Source organism: Streptomyces sp. NPDC046925, assembly GCF_040644915.1.
Taxonomy (GTDB): Bacteria; Actinomycetota; Actinomycetes; order Streptomycetales; family Streptomycetaceae; genus Streptomyces.
In genome coordinates, this window is sequence record NZ_JBEYWZ010000005.1 from 293,834 (window position 1) to 311,162 (window position 17,329).

Below are 17,329 nucleotides of genomic sequence, written 5' to 3' on the forward strand. Positions count from 1 at the left end.
TGGGCTTCAGGCGGTGGCGTGAGCTTCAGGCGGTGGGGTGAGCTTCAGAAGGGTGCCGGGCCGCCGTTGGCCGCCACGGCGTCGCGGACCGCGCGTACGAACTCCTCCAGGCGCGGGGTGCCTGCCGCGGCCGTGCGCGTGATGAGGGCGACGTCGGCCGAGGGGAGGTCGTGCAGGGGTACGAAGACGATGTCGGGCCGCGAGTAGTACTTCTCGACGGACGCGACGACCGGCGACACTCCCTGGCCGGTGGCGACCAGCGTCATCAGCTCCTGGAATCCGGCGACGGCCCGGCCGCGACGGATCGGGAGCCCGTTGGGGGTGCGGGGCGGGACGTGGAAGTCCCACCAGTAGGCGGGCGCGCCGTTGACGACGCCGAAGAAGGTCTCGCCCGCGCACTCTTCGAGGGACACGCTGTCCCGACCGGCGAAACGGTGGCCGAGGGGCACGGCGAGCATGCGGGGTTCGTTGATGACGACGGGTCCGACGGTGAGGTCGGGCTCCTCCACGGGCAGGCAGGTGAACAGCGCGTCGGCCTCGCCGCCCCGGAGCGCGCCGAGCGGGTCGCCGAACTGCGTCTCCCGCATCCGCACCTCGCAGTGCGGGCAGCGCTCGCGGAACTTCGCCAGGATCGCGGAGGTCAGCGAGCCCGCGCCCGACCCGAGGAACGCGACGGTCAGTTCACCGTCGACGCCGCGGGCCATGTCCTTGGCGCGGGCGACGGCGGCTTCCATGCGCGTGTGCAGCGGGGCGAGATCGTCGTAGAGCTGGCGGCCGAGGGGGGACATCTCCACCTTGCGGCTGGTGCGCTCGAAGAGGGGCGCGCCGATCTTGCGTTCCAGGCGCTTCACGGTCTGGCTCACGCGGGCCTGGGAGAGGAGGAGGCGTTCGGCGGTGCGGCCGAAGTGGAGTTCTTCGGCGAGCGTGAGGAAGGTTTCGAGCTCTTGCCGCTCCAGCGTCTGGCGTTGCGGCGTCTGGCGTTCCATCGTCTGTCGTTCCATGGCCCCCGCCGCCTTCTCAAGTCTCTGACCTGCATCTATAAGCCTGAGCGTGCCAATCGTTTCATGGATCGGCGTTGATCGGGGGTTGGCGGGGGCGGATCTTTGAGATGTCCGGTCGACGCGGTCGGCGGACGGTACTTCTGGCCTCAACTCCGGGGAGATTTCCATGCTTTCGCGTACTCGTACTTCTGCTGTTGCCGGGACCGGCTGGGCCGCCGCCTGGGCCGCTTCGCCGCAGCGCGCCAGTACCGGCTTCAAGCCCAACTGGTCGGAGGACGGCTTCTCCGGGCAGACCCTGCGGCAGGTCGTACGCGTCACCGCGGGCGGCGAAAGAGCGCGTATCCGGCTGTCCAACGCGTACGGGACCTCGCCGCTGCACATCGCGGGGGCGACCATCGCGCGTACGAAGAAGGGGGCCGCGGTGGAGGAGGGGTCGGTGCGGCGGCTCACCTTCGAGGGGAGACGGTCGGTGTCGATACCGGCGCACGGGCAACTGTCCAGCGATGCGGCGGGGTTGGGCCTGAAGGCCTTCGAGTCGGTGACCGTCACCCTCCATCTGGCCGATACGACCGGGCCCGCGACCTTCCACGCGCAGTCGTTCGCCACGAGTTACCGGGCGGAGGGGGAGCACACCGGGGATGTGGGGGCGGGGGCGTTCGACGAGACCTCGGAGTCCTGGTACTTCCTGTCGGGGGTGGATGTGGCTGTGACGGGCGAGCGGGCTCGCCGCAACGACGGCATCGTCCTCTTCGGGGACTCCACCACGGACGGTTTCGCTTCTTCCACGGACCTCAACCGGCGGTGGTCCGATGCGCTGGCCGAACGCCTCGCGAAGGCGGGGTCGCCCCGGCCGGTCCTGAACGCCGGGATCGGCGGGAACCTCGTCCTCAATGACTCGGCCTGGTACGGGGAGCGGGGGACGGCGCGGTTCGGGAGGGACGCGCTGGATCTTCCGGGGGTGGGGACTGTCGTTGTCCTTGAGGGGCTGAACGACATCGGGTTCAGCGAGAGCGATACGCCTACGTACAAGCCTGCGCCGGTGGTGAGTGCGGATGAGCTCATCGCGGGGCACCGGAAGTTGATCCGGGCCGCCAAGGCGAAGGGGGTGCGGGTCGTGGGGGCTACTTTGCTGCCGCTCGGGGGGTCTGATCACTATGGGGAGCGGGCTGCGAAGGTGAGCGACGAGTTCAATGAGTGGGTGCGGAATTCCGGGGAGTACGACGCGTTCGTGGACTTTGATCGGGCGCTGAGTGATCCGGCGGACGGGGAGCGGTTCGCTTCGCGGTACGACAGTGGGGATCATCTGCATCCGAATGATGCGGGGTATGCGGCGATGGCCCGCGCGGTGGATCTCAAGCAGCTTTAGTCCCCAACCCCGCCCCTTCCCAAAAACTCGCTCGGCGCGAGGGCCTTGTGCGCGCCGTCATCACCGGCTCCGCCGAGCTCGTCCTCAAACGCCGGACGGGCTGGAACTATCCGGCCGGGCTGAATAGTTCCAGTCCGGCCGGCGTTTCCTCACCCCTGTGGCGAGGTGATGGCTCTTGCGGCTACCACCTCCTGGCGGAGGGGTTCCAGGACGCTGTTCTGGGGGCCCGTGGTGGAGAAGGATGTCGGGACCTCTTCCAGGGTTTCGGAACCCCGCAGCCCCTCGGAGAGTTCGTGGAGTTGGCGGGCCACCTCGCCGACCTCCGTGAGGGTCGGCTCCGGGGCGCCGTGGCGGATCCGGACCCGGGCGGCGGTGGTCGCGTCGACGATGCGCTCGACGGCGATCACCAGCGGCCACCACGCCGCCGCACGGGCCCCCATCGGAGGCGGTTCGGTCAGGGCTCGTTGGAATTCCGTGCGGATGGTGGAGAGGTCCCGGTACAGGCCGCGCCGCATCCGCGCCCGCTCCGCCACGTCCACCGAAGTGCCGAACGCGCTCTCCACGTACGACGCCGTATCGGCGACCGCGTCGGCCAGGCGGTCGCCGATCCGCGTGTGCCAGCTCTCCGGCCACAGCAAGTACCCCGCCACCAGCGAGATCCCGCAGCCGATCAGGCTGTCGACGAGGCGCGGCACGACCAGGCCGAACCCCTGGTGGTTCAGGACGTCCGAGAGGAGGAGGATCACCGGGGTGATCGCCGCCGTCTGGTAGCCGTAGCCCCGTGGCGTGAGCGCCGGGATCAGGGTCGCGAGGGCCAGCATCACCGGCACGTCCCACCAGCCCCGCGGCACCTCGGAGAGCACCGCCGCCGCGACCACGAGCCCCGCCGCCGTACCCAGCGCCCGCAGCACCGCACGCGAGAACACCGAGCCGAAGTCGGGCTTGAGCACGAACGTGACGGTGAGGGCCACCCAGTACGAGCGGGGCACCTCGATCAGCGACACCAGTGACTGCGCGATGCCGATGCAGAGGGCGAGGCGCAGGCCGTAGCGCCAGGACGCGCCGGAGAGGATGACGTTGCGGGCGGCTCGGCGTGCTCTGACGCGCAGGGCCGCCGGGCGGCCCAGACGGTCGTCGACGTTGACGATGCCGTGCGGGTCGGGGTCGTTGAGGAGTTCGGCGACGTGCCGCAGGGCGTGGTCCACGGCGTCGGCGGAGGGGTCGAGCGGCTCGGGGAGCGAGGGGACGGGGATCGGCTCGCGGCCCGGCGCGGCCACCGCCGCCGCCAGGCGCCGCACCTCCGCCGGGAACTCCGGCGGCATCGGAACGCCGCACTGGTGCGCGGCGGGCGCGGCCTCGATGACGGGCGTGATCGCGTTCAGCTGGGCGACCAGGCGGACCAGGTCCGGGTTGCGGCCGTGCGCGCGGGTGCGGCGGGCGAGGACGAGGTCGTACGACTGGTTGAGGGAGGCGGTGACGGCCGTGCGCGCCTCGTCGTACCGCTCGGTGCCCGCTGCTTCGAGCAGCGCGGCCACGCTGCGGTAGGTCGCGGCGACGGCCGCCCGTTCGGGGATGCCGGATCGCAGCGGCCAGGCGAGGAGGGCGAGGAGGAGGACGAGCAGGCCGCCGCCGGTCATCAAGGCCGGGGCGAGCCACCAGTCCCCCGGCATCGGAAGCCCCGCGCCCACCACGGAGTTGAGCAGCAGGAGCAGCCCGGCCACGGACGCCACGGCGCCGATCGTGGACATCATCCCGGAGACGAGGGCGACCAGCGTGACGACGCCGACCGCGACCCAGCCGTGGCCGAAGACGAGCGAGCCGATGGTGACGCCGATGGCGCCGAAGAGCTGCGGGACGGCGATGTTGAAGATCCGCATGCGGTACGCGTCTGCGGTGTCGCCGATGACGCCGGAGAGCGCGCCCATCGAGGCGAGCGCTCCGTACGCGGGCTGGCCCGCCGCGAGGCCGACGGCGAGTGGCAGCGTGAGCGCGATGGACGTGCGGGCCACCGCCGCCCAGGGGATCGGGGCTGCCTGCGGCTTGAGCGTTCTGACCAGCCAGGGGGGTGGGGTGAGGGCGCGGGTGCGGGTGCGGTCACGGGCGCTTGGCGCGCGAGGGCCTGGTGGGCCTGGTGGGGCGGGGGAGTCGCGGCGGCGCATGGGGACATTATCGCTGCGCCTGGTGTTGCTCTGCCTGGTGTTGCTCTGCCCGGTCTGACCTGCGGCTGAGCGGTTCCCGGGCCCGCGGCTTACCGCTTTGGCCTGTGCAGTGTCAGGTCCACCACCAGGGCCCGGTGGTCCGAGTCGCCGATCTCCAGGAAGCGGGCGTCGCTCGCCGAGAAGTCCGGGGTGGCCAGGACGTGGTCGATCTGCGTGCCGAGGGGGGACATCAGGTCGGCGGGCCAGCTGGTGGTGCGGGCGGACCCCGCTAGGCGGGCGGCGTCGCGTACGCCGCCCTTGTCCAGGATGTCGCGGAAGGCCGCGTGGTCCTGGGTGGCGTTGAAGTCGCCCGCGATGATGGTGGAGCGGTTCTCGCGCTTGCCCTCGGCCGCGTAGTCGCGGAGTTCGGCAAGTTCGGTGCGCCAGGTGCCGAGTTGCTTGGGCAGCGGGGGCATGGGGTGGGCGAGCTGTATGCGGATCTGGTGGCCGTCCTTCAGCTCGGCGACCGCGCCGGGCATGCCCAGGGTGCCCGCGAGGCCGCTCGTCTTCTTCAGGGGCAGCTTGCTGACGATCACCGAGCCTTCGGCTCCGCCTGCTTCGCTCGCGGTGCGGTGGGGGTAGTCGGAGCGGGGCAGTTCGTCGCGCAGGGTGTCCGAGCAGGTGTAGTCGCACTCCGGGACGAAGAGGAGGTCCGGCTTTTCCTTGCGGACCGCCTTCAGGAGGGCGTGGGTGGCCTGGCCGAACTGGACGTTCGATGCCATGACGCGTACGTCGGCCACTGCGGGGCCCTTCGGCTCGTCGGCCTTTCCGTACGGCTCAAGGAACCAGGCGACTCCGGCCAGTGCGATGACTCCCCAGACCAGGCCTACTCGCCAGCGGGCGAGGGCCGCGAGGAGGAGGGCGGCGATGGTCGGGGCGAGGAGGAGGGGGAGGAAGGCGAGGAGTTGGGGGAGGGGGGTGGGGCCGTCCGCGTCGGCTGCGCGGACTCCGAGGATGGTGGTTGTGCCTGCCAGGAGCAGGGCTGCCAGCCAGGCGGAGGGGCGGTTCCTTGGCCTTGGCCTTGGCCGCGTGGTCGCCTCCGGCTCGGGCCAGTCGTCTTGGGGTGCCGTCCTCGCTGCGGTTGCGCTGTCCAAGGCCGGCCTCTCCGTCTGGTCCCTCCGGTCCGTCCGGTCCGTCCGGTCCGTCTGGGGTTCTGTGCGGAATCTTCCCTTAGAGACGGCGGGGGGCTCGGGAGGGTTGCATTCTCCCCAACCCCGCCCCTTCCCGAAAACTCGCTCGACGCGAGGGCCTTGTACGCACCGCAATCACCGGCTCCGCCGAGCTCGTCCTCAAACGCCGGACGGGCTGAATACCTTCAGCCCGGCGGGGATCATCGACTGCCCAGCCCGGCGGAAACCCATCAGCCCGGCCGGGACCCATCAGCCCGTCCGGCGATTGAGGACGAGCCTGGCGCAGCCGGCGATGAGCGGTCACCAAGACGGGGGCGAGCATCATCACCCGGCCGGGACCCATCAGCCCGTCCGGCGTTTGAGGACGAGCCTGGCGCAGCCGGCGATGAGCGGTCACCGAGACGGGGCGAGCATCACCACCCGGCCAGGATCACTCAGCCCGTCCGGCGATTGAGGACGAGCTCGGCGCAGCCGGCGATGAGCGGTTACCGAAACATCACCCGGCCCGTTTGAAGCGGCCCAGGAGCCATGCCGCGGCGGCCACCGCTAGGCCCACCCCCAGGATGACCCACGCCGCCACGCTCAGTGATGACGTCAGGGCGTTGTAGACCGCCTCCGCGGCCGGGCGGGAGACGTCTTTGGGGAGGTCGTCGAGGGTTAGGCCTCGACCCACCGCGACGGCCACCGCAAGGACCGCCCCGCCGAGGGCCGCGCCCAGCGCCGTGCCGATCACCGCCCTGCGGCGCCGTACCGCCAGGAAGATGCCCGCCACCGCGAGGACGACCGCGGCGATCGGCAGCCAGAGGCCCGCGACCTGGAGCATGTGGAACCCCTTTCCGAAGGGACCGAGGTCCGAGGACTGCATGAGCGTCACTTCGGTGCGCGTGACCGGAATGCGGTCGGCGAACGGCACTCCGTCGTCGGCGAGTTGCTTCTTGACCTGCTGGGTGATCGGCGCGAGGTCGATGGTGACGGCGCCGCCGTCGGACTGGTCGGTGAGGGCTTCCTGCACCGCCGCATGCGCCTCGCGGTTCGCCGCGTTCCAGGCCGTCCTGAACGCCGGGGTCCCGGTGAAGGACCGCACCGCGTCCCGTACGAACGACTCGACGGTGCCCTGGAGCGGACCCACGTCGATCTCCTTCATCGCCGCGTCCGTGACCGCGCCCGCCACCGCGTCCCGCACCGCGGAGTCCGAGGCGAGCGGCGCCATCGTGGCGACGTACCTGTCGGCGTCCTGGATCTCGTACTTCGCCCAGGTGGAGAGCGCGCCGAACGGGACGAGGACACAGGCGAGAACGAGCAGCACGGTGGAGAGCGATCGTCTGAGCACGCACCCACACGAAACCCCGGTCACGCCGAGCGCGACCGGGGTGCGTGCAGATGGGGCAAGAAGCTCCCGCTTGCGGTTGAAGCTCCTACTTGCGGTTGTACAGCCGCATCGTCACCGGGCCGAAGACCGCCACGAGCAGCACCGCCCAGCCGAGCGCCCACGCCAGGGACGCGTCCGGTGCCGTGCCCGCCATCAGTTCGCGGACCGCCGACGCGAGATGCGTGACGGGGTTGTTGTTGACGAAGGCCTGGAGCCAGCCCGGCATCGTCTCGGGCTTCACGAAGATGTCGCTGAGGAACGTCAGCGGGAAGATCACCATCATGCTGACGCCCATCACGGACTTCTCGGTGCGCAGCAGGAGTCCGAACATCGTCCACACCCAGGAGAAGGCGAACGAGAAGACCAGGAGGAGCAGCACCCCGCCGAGGACGCCGAGGACGCCGCCGTCCGGGCGGAAGCCCAGGATGATGCCGACCGTCAGCATGACCACGGACGCGATCGCGTAGCGCAGGGCGTCGCCCAGGAGGTAGCCGACCATCACGGCAGGGCGCCAGATCGGCAGCGTACGGAAGCGGTCGAAGACGCCCTTCTCGATGTCGGTGTTGACCGAGACGCCCGTATACATCGTGATCATGACGACGGACATCACGAGGATGCCGGGCAGGAGGTACTGGATGTACTCGCCCGGCGATCCGGCGAGCGCGCCCCCGAAGAGGTACGTGTACATCAGTACCAGCATGATCGGGAACGCCGTCACGTCGAAGAGCTGCTCCGGCACATGCTTGATCTTGAGCATGGCCCGCCAGCCGAACGTCAGGGACGCGGCGAGCGCGCCGGGGCGCGGCGGCCGGTCACCGGCGACGAGCAGTTCGGCGAGGGATTCGGTGCTGACGGGCGCCAGGTCCCTGGCCTCAGATGTGCTGGTCGCGGTGCTCATGCCGGTGCCTCTTCCTTCGCCGTGTCCGTCGCGTGATGGGGGATGCCCGTGAGGGCCAGGAACACCTCGTCCAGGCTGGGCTGGCCCAGGGAGAAGTTGTCGACGGTGATTCCCTCGCGGGCCAGTTCGGCCAGGGCGCGCGACGCCTTCTCGGCGGCGCCCTTGTCGTCGCGCTCGCCGTCGCCGACGCGGGCCGTGAGGGCGACCGGGTCGGGTTCGAGCTGGACCTCCGCGTCGAGCGCGACCCGCAGCACCCGCTCGGCGTCCGCCCGCTGACCGGCGTCCCGGAGCCGTACGTGCACCGAGCCCGCGCCGACCGACGCCTTCAGCTCGCCCTTGGTGCCCTCGGCGATGACCTTGCCGTCGTCGATGACGGCGATGCGGGACGCGAGGTGGTCGGCCTCGTCCAGATACTGCGTGGTCAGCAGGACCGTCGTGCCGTGCGCGACGACCGCGCGCACGATGTCCCAGACCTGGTTGCGGCTGCGCGGGTCGAGGCCCGTCGTCGGCTCGTCGAGAAAGAGCAGCTCAGGGGTGTTGAGGATGGATGCGGCGATGTCGATGCGACGGCGCATGCCGCCGGAGTAGTTCTTCACCTGGCGGGCGGCGGCGTCGCTCAGGCCGAAGGCGTCGAGGAGCTGTCCGGCCCGGTCGTACGCCGCCTTCTTGCCGTGGCCGGTGAGGCGGGCCAGGAGCACCAGGTTCTCGGTGCCCGTCAGGTCCTCGTCGACCGACGCGTACTGCCCGGTGAGGCTGACCCTGCTGCGTACGGCGTCGGCCTCGCGCACGACGTCGTGGCCGAAGACGTGGGCTTCGCCGCCGTCCGGGCGCAGCAGGGTGGCGAGCATCTTCACGGTGGTGGTCTTGCCCGCGCCGTTCGGCCCGAGCAGGCCGTAGACCGTGCCGGCCGGGATGGTGAGGTCCACGCCGTCGACGGCGCGGTTGTCCCCGAAGGTCTTCACCAGGCCCGCGGTCTCGATGGCCACGCTGTTCATGTCGTACGCCCTCTCCACGTCTCTCCACGGCTCACCACGTCAGTGGTCCGTCACGAAGGCAGACCGTCCGCGCGGCGCAAACTCATCGTCCGGTGGAGCGTTCGCCCGAACGGGTGTTTGCTGGATATGAGGAGGAGGGGGACGTGGAGGGGACGGAGGGGGAAGAGGAGGTCGATCATGCGGACCACTCCGGCCCGGAGAAACACTCCGGCCGCCCTGGGAACTCTCGCCGCCGCGCTCCTGGCCGCGGGCGCGCTGTCACTCGGAGGTGCCTCGCCCGCATCCGCCGCGGCATCACCCGCGCACAACGACCATGAGGTCATCTGGGGGACGATCGTCGCCCCCCACGACCTGAAGATCCGGGACGCGCCGTCCACCGGCGCCTCGATCGTCGCGAAGCTGCCCGCGGAGAGCCAGGACCGCGTCGAGTGCCAGACGCGCGGCTCCAGCGTCTGGGGCGATACGACCTGGTACTGGCTGGGCGGGGTGCAGGGCTGGGCGAGCGCCGCGTACGTGGACGTCGGCGGGCAGCACGTGCCGGGCTGTGCGTCATCGGACCCGTGCCAGGAGTACAAGCCGTGCTGGGACACGTGCCAGGGCGGCTACAACCGCTATCACTGACCCCCGGGGGCGAATGTGTCTGGAGGAATCGTCATGGCTCATGTGGCATCCACACCGTCGGCAGCGGTACCGCACGTCTTCGGCGGCTCTGCCGTCACCAGGATCGGCACGGCCGCCGTGCTCCTCGGCATCGTCTACGGCATCTGGGCGGCGGGCATCGCGCGCGACGCCGGGCCCATCACCACGGGCAACGTCCTGCTCGGCGTCGTGGCCGGAATCGTCGCCGCCGCGGTCTTCATGGGCCTGCGCATGATCGCGCCGGGGCTGCCGCGCGAGCTGCGGGCGGCTGCCTGGGCCGCCTTCGCCGGGATCGCGTTCGGCTATCTCTACAGCCTGACCGACGCGACCGTCCTGCGGTCCGTGGCCATGTCGCTCGCGGTGGCGGGCGGGGTGTTCGCGTGGATGTTCTATCGGTACTACACGAGCGAGAAGTCGTAGAAAGCGCCGCTGTGCCCGTCGGCGCCTGAGGCACCGACGGGCACAGCGGTCACTGCTTACTGCTTACTGCTTACTGCTTACGGCAGGTCCGAGCCGGGGCTCAGCCGACCTTCTCCATTCTGTCCAGCTTGTCCAGCGCCTTCGCGAGACCGTTGGCCCACAGCTGGTCGACCTTGGACTTCTCGGCCGCGTCGGGCTGCGAGTTGGTGCACGAGGGGCCGGGGCCGCCGCCCGACATCAGCTCGCTGCACGGGCCCTCGTAGTGGTCCGGGAGGCCGAGCACGTGACCCGTCTCGTGCGCCGTCACACGGGTCGAGTCGTACTCCTGGTTCTGCGCGTAGTCCAGGAAGATGTAGCCGCTGCCGTGGCCGTCCGTGCTCGCGTACGAGCCGCGCGGGTCGTCACCCTCGCGGTACTCGAAGTTCGCACCGCTGCTGCCCTCCTGGAGCTTCACGTTGGAGACCGCGCTGTTCCAGATGGAGGTGCTGCTGGCTATCTGCTGCGCGAAGGTCGGGGCACCGGAGGCGTCGTACACCACCGTGACCTGCTTCGTGCCGGGGTTGGCGGCGCGCTTCTCGGCGACCGACTTCAGGACCGCGTCGAAGAACGCCTTGTTGGCCGCGGCTTCCTCGCCGGAACCGGCATAGTTCGCGTACGCGGCGGTGGTCGACGGCGCGGTGGGGGTCGCGGCCGTCGCGGATGTCGTGCCGAGACCGGCGGCGGCGAGGCCGAGGACGGCCACGGCGGACAGGTAACGCTTGCTCATGTGGGGGGCTCCCTAGTCGTTCCGTGAAAGGTGAACGGTTCGGTAACGGGAGTCTCAGGGAGCCCGGGGCCTCTGGGGATGATGGCAAGTGGTGATAGCCCAGAGCTATCGCCCTCCGTCCGCCAACCTTCTGCGCTCCCCCTCGCATGCCCAACTCAGGCGGTTCGCGTGGGGTTTGTGAGTCTGGTGCGCCGCCCGCCTCCGCTCTACGCTCACAGCCATGGAGCTCGAGGTGAGGCACCTCCGCGCGCTGTGCGCCATCGCCGACACCGGCAGTCTGCACAAGGCGGCGCGTCAACTCGGCATGAGCCAGCCGTCGTTGACGACCCAGCTGCGCCGCATCGAGCAGGAGATCGGCGGCCAGCTCTTCGCCCGCGAGCGCACCGGCTGCCGCCCGACCCCGCTCGGCCGCATGGCCCTCAGCCGCGCCCGCCCCCTCGTCAGCGAGATGCGGGCGCTGATCAGCGAGACCAAGGCGGCCGCCGCGCACGCCACCGAGGGCCCGCAACTGCGCATCGGCTCCACGGCAAGCCGTGCCATACCGGGCTGGCTGCGGCGGCTGCGCGTGCGACTGCCCGCCACCACCGAGACCTCGCTCCAGACGGACGTCTCCGCGAACGCGCTGCTCCGCATGGTCGCGGGCGGGCAGCTCGACGTGGCCTTCGTGCACGAGGTGGAGGGCAGTCCGCTGCGGATACCGGAGGGGCTGCACTCCCGGGTCCTCGTCGAGCGGGAGCCGCAGTTCGTCTTCCTCGCCGCCGATCACCCGGCGGCGGCGCAGCCCGTCGTGCACCTCACCGACCTCGCCGCCGACCGGTGGATGGTGGACCCGACGGTGGACGGCGAGTGGGACGGACTGCTGCGGGTGCTCCGCGCGGCCGGGCTCAACCCCCGCGTCCTGCACGGCGACTACCTCACCGCGGCCTCCCTCGTCGCCACCGGCGAGGTCGTCACGGTCTGCCAGCCGACCTCGCACGCGAGACCCGACATGGTGGTCCGGCCGCTGGACGGCGACCCGCTCGGCGTGCGGCTGCTCGTGGCGGCCCGCACGGAGGGGGAGCTCGACTCGGTCTACGGGGAACTCGAAGCCTCGTACTGGGAGGCGGCACGGCAGTCGCCCGCGTACGACGAGTGGCTGGCGGGGCGGGCGGCCGCCGCGTGATCCGGGCGGCCCGGCGACAGGGGTGACCTAAGTCCCCGGCAACTGGTGACCTTTGGCCGCACCGCCTCTGACCTGGGCTTTTGCCCGGTTTATGGTTCCGCGTCGCCATATGCGGCCGGTTGTTACGTTCTCTACGGATGACGCACACACAGCGCCCGTAGCTTCATGTCTGTCGCCACCGCAAAGAGGCACAAAGACGGACATTAGCCCGACCAGCCACAAGGGATCCGCTATGCGCGCCACCCGCCGTACCTTCCGCACCGCCGCCATCGCCACCGGGGCCATCGCCGCTCTCGCCGTCCCGACGACGGCGGCCTTCGCCGCCGACGCTCCGCCGAACCCGCACGGCCAGATAGCTCCGGACGACCGGACGGGTCAGGACCAGAGCCAGGGCCAGGACAACGGCCAGGACCAGGCGAACCAGGACCAGACGGACCAGGACAACGGCCAGGACCAGACGGATCAGGACAAGGGCCAGGATCAGAAGGACCAGACGGACCAGACAGACAAGACGGACAAGGACACCGACACCCCGAAGCCCGGCAGCTGGGAGTCGCTGGGCATCGCGGACCTCGGCAAGGGCTGGACCGCGGACATCAGCGTGAACGCCTCCGCCCGCACCGCCAAGGCCACGATCTCGCTCGACGGCGCCGCCAAGGGCTCCCTCACCGCGTACGAGAAGGCCGCGAGCACCAGCATCGACGGCAACACCTTCACCCTGACCCCCGACGGCAAGGCCACCGCCAAGCTCGTGGACAAGGACAAGGGGAAGGACAAGGACAAGCCCGTCCCCGGCAGCTGGGTCTCCAAGGGCACCACCGACCTCGGCAAGGGCTGGACCGCGAAGGTCGACGTGAACGCCTCCGCCCGCTCCGCCAAGGCCGAGATCCGGCACGACGACTCCGTCAAGGGCTCCCTGAAGGCGTACATCGACCCGGCGAAGACGAAGATCGACGGCAACACCTTCACGCTCTCCGCCGACGGCACCATCACCCGGACCGGCGCCAAGCCGACCCCGCCGAAGCCGGACCCCAAGCCGAACCCCGACCACAAGCGCACCCTGGTCCGCCAGTACACGAACCTCGGCGGCTCCGGCTTCGACGCGAAGGTCTACAAGGTCAAGAGCGGCTACGAGGCCGACATGATCGCCAAGTCCCCCGACACCGGCAAGAGGGTCGTCTGGGACACCATCAAGCAGTCGGGGCACAAGCCCGCGTACGGGCAGCACAACGGCGCCCACTTCGTGCTCAACCCGAACGGCACCATGCGGGGCTGGACCGAGGGCAAGAAGCAGCAGAACCACGACCAGAAGCACAACCAGACCCACACGCGTCCGCAGACCCCGCCGAAGAACGGCACCTCACAGATCGTCCCGAAGGGCGGCGTCAAGGCGGGCGCCGAGGGCGTGCACCCGGCGGGCGACAGCGCCCCGCTGATGGCGGCCGGCGGCGGCATGGCGGCGCTCGGCGCCGCGGGCCTCGGCTTCGCGATGCACCGCCGCAAGCGGAACGACTGAGCTCGCGAAAGCGGCGGTACGTACGACGAGCGGTACGACGATGGGGCACCCCCTTCTCCAAGGGAGTGCCCCATTTCCGTGGCTACGGATCAGACGCCGATGTCGCAGCCGTCCTTGCGCCAGACGGACACGACCGAAGGCCGGACGATCTTGCCCGCGCCATCGGGCCACGCGCTCGCGGGCTTCTCGACGGACGCGCCGTCTACCTCGCCCGGGTGCTGCACGGAGACGAGCACGCGGCGGTCCTGGACCAGCGGGCCGCAGGTCTCCGCGCCGGTCGGCATGGTCAGGAACTGCTTGAGCTCACCGCGCCGGTCGCCCTTGGTCGCGACGCCGAAGAGTCCGTCGTGCGAGCCGAGTTGGTTGCCGTCCGTGGAGATCCACAGGTTGCCGTGCGGGTCGAAGGCGACGTTGTCGGGGCAGGAGATCGGGCTGACCTTGTCCTTCGGGAAGCCCGCGAAGTACGTGGCCGGGTCCTCGGGGTCGCCCGCGACGAGGAAGAGCGACCAGGCGAAGGTGGTCGATTCGGGGCGGTTGCGACGCTCGGTCAGCTCCAGGATCTGCCCGTGCTTGTTGAGGTTGCGCGGGTTGGCCTCGTCGGCGGCGGCCTTGCCCGCCTTACCGCGGTCGGAGTTGTTCGTCAGCGCGACATAGACCTTGCCGGTGTGCGGCGACGGCTCGATGTCCTCGGGGCGGTCCATCTTCGTGGCGCCGACCTTGTCACCGGCCTGGCGCGTGAAGACGTACACCTCCTCGGCGGTCATGCCCTCGACGTGTGAGACGGCGTGACCCTTGGGGCCCGCGGTGGCGAGCGGGATCCAGACGCCGCTGCCGTCGAACTCGCCGTCGGCCGGGAGCTTGCCGGTACCGTCGATGTCGCCCGCCGGGGAGTCGCCGGTCAGCTTGGCGACGTACAGGGTGCCCTCGTCGAGGAGCGTGAGGTTGTGCGCGTGGGCGGACCGCGACTTCCCCTTGTCGACGCGCTTGCTGCTGACGAACTTGTAGAAGTAGTCGAACTTCTCGTCGTCGCCCATGTAGACCACCGGGCGGCCGTCGCGGGTCAGGCGCGGCTGCGCGGCCTCGTGCTTGAAGCGGCCGAGCGCGGTGCGCTTGCGCGGGGTCGATTCGGGGTCGTACGGGTCGAGTTCGACGACCCAGCCGAAGCGGTTGGCCTCGTTGGGCTCCTTGGCGAGGTCGAAGCGGTCGTCGAACCGCTCCCACTTGCGCTCGGAGGCGGTGCCGATGACGCCGTAGCGCTTGAGGCGCGCGGCGGCCTTGGGCTCGGTGACCTTCTCCGCGTTGGCGAAGTACTGGTTGAAGTTCTCCTCGCCGTGCAGGGTCGTGCCCCACGGGGTGGTGCCGCCCGCGCAGTTGTTCAGGGTGCCGAGGACGGTGGTGCCGCGCGGGTCGGCCTTCGTACGGACGTACGCGCTGCCCGCGGCGGGGCCGGTGAGCCGGAACTCGCTGGTGACGGTGAGGCGGCGGTTGAGCTGGTGGCGCGTGACGGCGGTCAGCTTGCCGCTCCTGCGCTCCTCCTCGACGACCACGACGGACAGGCCGTGGGCGGCCCAGGCGATCTCGACCTGCTCGCGGGTCGGCTTCTCGGCGTCGTACCCCTTGAACATCAGAACTTCGTCGGTGTACTCGTGATTCGCGACGAGGACCTGGCGGCCGCGCTCGCGGTGCAGCGGCAGGAGGGAGAGGAAGTCGTTGTTGTAGCCGAACTGGCCTGCCTGCGCCTTCGCGGTCTGCTTGTCCGGGTCGAAGGCGGGGGCGCCGCGGAGGATGGGCTCGCCCCAGCGGATGACGACGTTCTGGGCGTAGCCGTCCGGGATGGTGACGGTGTCGGCGGTGTTGGGCGCGACGGGCGTGAAGCGGAGACCGCGCGCCCCCTTTTTGCTTTTGTGCGACGCGGGTTTCTGGGGCGCGGCTGCCGCCTGCGGGGCGGCCGGGTCCGCGATCACCGCGCCGCCCGCGGCGGTCGCCACGGTCACGACCGCGGCGGCGCGCATCATCGAGCGGCGGCTGAGGGCGCCCGCTATGACGTCGCCGACGTACTCGTTGTCGCTGGTGTTGGGCACCTCGTGGAAGCAGGCATCACCACAACGGAACCGGCAGGTCAGGGCGGACCGATTGCCGCTCCCCTGGTGCGAGGTGATGATCGGCAGCAGCTTGCGCACGGTTCCTCCGTTGTGTGGCGTTGCTTGAGCGTGGCTTGATTCCGCCGTGACGCTAGGCGCGGAGGTCGGCAGGGCGACGGCCTGAGAATGAACGGGAGGTGAACCGGGAGCGCACATAGGGCAGTTGAGCTGCGATCGAACCGCGGTGGAAGTGCGGTTGATGTGCGGGGACGCGGTGAGGGTGACGGTATGGCGACCCTCACCAAGATCGCCTATTGCGGCGGCTAACCTTACGTGTCCGCCCTGGCCAGGGGTTATCGGGAATCAACTCACGCGAAGGGGTGCACCCATGGGCATTCTGAGTGTCCTGCGGAACGCGTTCGGACGGTCTTCACGCAAGGGGGAGCGGGCTCCTGAGCCTGAGACAGCGTCCCCCGAGGCGCCGGAGAGCCAGGAGACCCCGGAGAGCGCGGAGGCCGCGGAGACGGCTGCTCCGTCACCGACGGTGCCGGCGCCCTCGTCCGAGCGGGTGCCTCCGGCGGCGGAGCCGAAGCCGACCGTGCCGGGGCCGGCGTCCGAGCCTTCGCCTTCGGCGGTGGACGATCTCGTCGCCGCGGCGTTCGACCGCGACCGCGTCTCGGTCCCGTCCCCTTCCCCGGAACCGAACCTCTCCTCGCCGGAGGCGAAGCAGGAGCCTGCGGCACCGGAACAGGAGCCCGAGGCTGATTCGCCCGCTCCCGCTGTGGGCAATCGTCCCGCTGGGCGGGACGGGTGGGCACAGCCCTCGACGCCGGGTGCCGAGGAAGCGGCGGAGCTGCCAATGACCTCGGCGGAGCCGGAAACGCCGGTTGCCGAGGAAGCGGCCGAGCAGCCCGCAACCCCGGCAGAGCCGGAAACCCCCGTCGCCGAGGAAACGGCCGAGCAGCCCGCAACCCCGGCAGAGCCGGAAACCCCCGTCGCCGAGGAAACGGCCGAGCAGCCCGCAACCCCGGCGGAGCCGGAAGCGGCGGAGGCGCCCGTGACCCCGGCGAAGCCGGCCCTCTCCGCCGCCAAGCTGAAGAACCGCGCCCCCGGCCTGGCCACCGCCTACAAGGCGGCCGGTGCCGCGCTGGCCAAGCGCGAGCTGACCGGGGTCCGCGCCCCGGTGTACCTCGTCCTCGACCGCTCGGGGTCCATGCGCTCGTACTACAAGGACGGCTCCGCCCAGAGCCTGGGCGAACAGGTCCTGGCCCTGGCCGCGCACACCGACCCGGAAGCCACGGTGAACGTCGTCTTCTTCTCGACGGAGATCGACGGCACCGGCACCCTCACGCTCCCCGAGCACGAGGGCCGTATCGACGACCTGCACGCGGCAGCGGGCCGCATGGGCCGCACCAGCTACCACGCGGCGATCGAAGAGGTCGTGTCCCACTACGAGAAGTCGGAGCACAAGGGCAGCCCCGCCCTGGTCGTCTTCCAGACGGACGGCCCCCCGGACGCGAAGGGCCCCGCCAACCAGGCTCTCGCGGACGCGGCCAAGCACCCCCTCTTCTTCCAGTTCGTCGCGTTCGGCGAGCACGAGGCGAAGGGCTTCGACTACCTCCGCAAGCTGAAGGCGGAGAACGCCGCCTTCTTCCACGCGGGCCCCACCCCCCGCGAGCTCACGGACGCGGAGCTCTACACGGGCCTCCTCGCGGCCTGGCGCCCGTAACCGCGGGAAAGCGGTGAGGTTCAGGGGGTGGGCCACGGGTCCACCCCCTGGAATCGAGG

At 70.5% G+C, this 17,329-nt stretch carries 14 protein-coding genes; 6 read left to right on the forward strand and 8 right to left on the reverse strand.

Features of this window, described 5'->3' with window-relative positions; genetic code table 11:
• Positions 1 to 44: 44 nt before the first annotated feature.
• Positions 45 to 1,001: a LysR family transcriptional regulator gene (locus ABZ906_RS22820; protein ID WP_361385352.1), complete on the reverse strand. Its 957-nt coding sequence runs from the start codon at positions 999 to 1,001 to the stop codon at positions 45 to 47.
• 166 nt (positions 1,002 to 1,167) lie between these two features.
• On the opposite strand from ABZ906_RS22820, the gene ABZ906_RS22825 reads away from it, so the two are divergent.
• Positions 1,168 to 2,367 (forward strand): SGNH/GDSL hydrolase family protein, encoded by a 1,200-nt coding sequence (locus ABZ906_RS22825; RefSeq protein WP_361385355.1) that lies wholly within the window; start codon positions 1,168 to 1,170, stop codon positions 2,365 to 2,367.
• 149 nt (positions 2,368 to 2,516) lie between these two features.
• Here the strand turns inward: ABZ906_RS22825 and ABZ906_RS22830 are convergent, their stop codons facing one another.
• The 5 genes from ABZ906_RS22830 to ABZ906_RS22850 all read right to left on the reverse strand — a co-directional run bounded on the left by ABZ906_RS22830 (position 2,517) and on the right by ABZ906_RS22850 (position 8,957).
• Entirely contained in the window at positions 2,517 to 4,391 is a 1,875-nt protein-coding gene (locus ABZ906_RS22830; RefSeq protein ID WP_361385859.1) for an FUSC family protein, read from the reverse strand.
• Positions 4,392 to 4,615: 224 nt separating this feature from the next.
• Positions 4,616 to 5,659: an endonuclease/exonuclease/phosphatase family protein gene (locus ABZ906_RS22835; protein WP_361385358.1), complete on the reverse strand. Its 1,044-nt coding sequence runs from the start codon at positions 5,657 to 5,659 to the stop codon at positions 4,616 to 4,618.
• Between the two features lie 532 nt (positions 5,660 to 6,191).
• Complete coding sequence (locus ABZ906_RS22840) at positions 6,192 to 7,025, reverse strand: hypothetical protein (protein ID WP_361190638.1); 834 nt, start codon at positions 7,023 to 7,025, stop codon at positions 6,192 to 6,194.
• An 85-nt stretch (positions 7,026 to 7,110) separates the two neighbouring features.
• Positions 7,111 to 7,962, reverse strand: a complete 852-nt coding sequence (locus ABZ906_RS22845; RefSeq protein WP_361190636.1) for an ABC transporter permease — start codon at positions 7,960 to 7,962, stop codon at positions 7,111 to 7,113.
• Entirely contained in the window at positions 7,959 to 8,957 is a 999-nt protein-coding gene (locus ABZ906_RS22850; protein WP_361385361.1) for an ATP-binding cassette domain-containing protein, read from the reverse strand. Before ABZ906_RS22850 ends, ABZ906_RS22845 begins: the two co-directional genes overlap by 4 nt.
• 177 nt (positions 8,958 to 9,134) lie before the next feature.
• Here ABZ906_RS22850 and ABZ906_RS22855 point away from each other — a divergent pair, with 177 nt between their 5' ends.
• Entirely contained in the window at positions 9,135 to 9,578 is a 444-nt protein-coding gene (locus ABZ906_RS22855; RefSeq protein WP_361190631.1) for an SH3 domain-containing protein, read from the forward strand.
• A 33-nt stretch (positions 9,579 to 9,611) separates the two neighbouring features.
• On the forward strand, positions 9,612 to 10,016 hold the full coding sequence (locus ABZ906_RS22860) for a hypothetical protein (protein WP_361385364.1): 405 nt from the start codon (positions 9,612 to 9,614) through the stop codon (positions 10,014 to 10,016).
• A gap of 100 nt (positions 10,017 to 10,116) precedes the next feature.
• Here ABZ906_RS22860 and snpA read toward each other — a convergent pair whose 3' ends face one another.
• Positions 10,117 to 10,782 (reverse strand): snapalysin, encoded by a 666-nt coding sequence (gene snpA / locus ABZ906_RS22865; protein ID WP_361190625.1) that lies wholly within the window; start codon positions 10,780 to 10,782, stop codon positions 10,117 to 10,119.
• A 220-nt stretch (positions 10,783 to 11,002) separates the two neighbouring features.
• Between snpA and ABZ906_RS22870 the strand changes: the two genes are divergently transcribed.
• Positions 11,003 to 11,944, forward strand: coding sequence for a LysR family transcriptional regulator (locus ABZ906_RS22870; protein ID WP_361385367.1), 942 nt, complete (start codon positions 11,003 to 11,005; stop codon positions 11,942 to 11,944).
• Between the two features lie 232 nt (positions 11,945 to 12,176).
• On the forward strand, positions 12,177 to 13,460 hold the full coding sequence (locus ABZ906_RS22875; protein WP_361385370.1) for a hypothetical protein: 1,284 nt from the start codon (positions 12,177 to 12,179) through the stop codon (positions 13,458 to 13,460).
• Positions 13,461 to 13,549: 89 nt separating this feature from the next.
• Here the strand turns inward: ABZ906_RS22875 and ABZ906_RS22880 are convergent, their stop codons facing one another.
• Positions 13,550 to 15,640 carry a PhoX family protein gene (locus ABZ906_RS22880; RefSeq protein ID WP_361190617.1) on the reverse strand — a complete coding sequence of 697 codons (2,091 nt, stop codon included), beginning with the start codon at positions 15,638 to 15,640 and terminating at the stop codon, positions 13,550 to 13,552.
• Positions 15,641 to 15,929: 289 nt separating this feature from the next.
• On the opposite strand from ABZ906_RS22880, the gene ABZ906_RS22885 reads away from it, so the two are divergent.
• Positions 15,930 to 17,270 (forward strand): VWA domain-containing protein, encoded by a 1,341-nt coding sequence (locus ABZ906_RS22885; RefSeq protein ID WP_361385373.1) that lies wholly within the window; start codon positions 15,930 to 15,932, stop codon positions 17,268 to 17,270.
• The last annotated feature ends 59 nt before the right edge of the window (positions 17,271 to 17,329 follow it).

Bases quoted from the DNA above. Each gene is read 5' to 3' on its own strand.
- ABZ906_RS22845 (WP_361190636.1), bottom strand. From the start codon at position 7,962: ATGAGCACCGCGACCAGCACATCTGAGGCCAGGGACCTGGCGCCCGTC.
- ABZ906_RS22870 (WP_361385367.1), top strand. From the start codon at position 11,003: ATGGAGCTCGAGGTGAGGCACCTCCGCGCGCTGTGCGCCATCGCCGAC.
- ABZ906_RS22885 (WP_361385373.1), top strand. From the start codon at position 15,930: ATGGGCATTCTGAGTGTCCTGCGGAACGCGTTCGGACGGTCTTCACGC.
- ABZ906_RS22820 (WP_361385352.1), bottom strand. From the start codon at position 1,001: ATGGAACGACAGACGATGGAACGCCAGACGCCGCAACGCCAGACGCTG.
- ABZ906_RS22875 (WP_361385370.1), top strand. From the start codon at position 12,177: ATGCGCGCCACCCGCCGTACCTTCCGCACCGCCGCCATCGCCACCGGG.
- snpA (WP_361190625.1), bottom strand. From the start codon at position 10,782: ATGAGCAAGCGTTACCTGTCCGCCGTGGCCGTCCTCGGCCTCGCCGCC.
- ABZ906_RS22860 (WP_361385364.1), top strand. From the start codon at position 9,612: ATGGCTCATGTGGCATCCACACCGTCGGCAGCGGTACCGCACGTCTTC.
- ABZ906_RS22855 (WP_361190631.1), top strand. From the start codon at position 9,135: ATGCGGACCACTCCGGCCCGGAGAAACACTCCGGCCGCCCTGGGAACT.
- ABZ906_RS22825 (WP_361385355.1), top strand. From the start codon at position 1,168: ATGCTTTCGCGTACTCGTACTTCTGCTGTTGCCGGGACCGGCTGGGCC.
- ABZ906_RS22850 (WP_361385361.1), bottom strand. From the start codon at position 8,957: ATGAACAGCGTGGCCATCGAGACCGCGGGCCTGGTGAAGACCTTCGGG.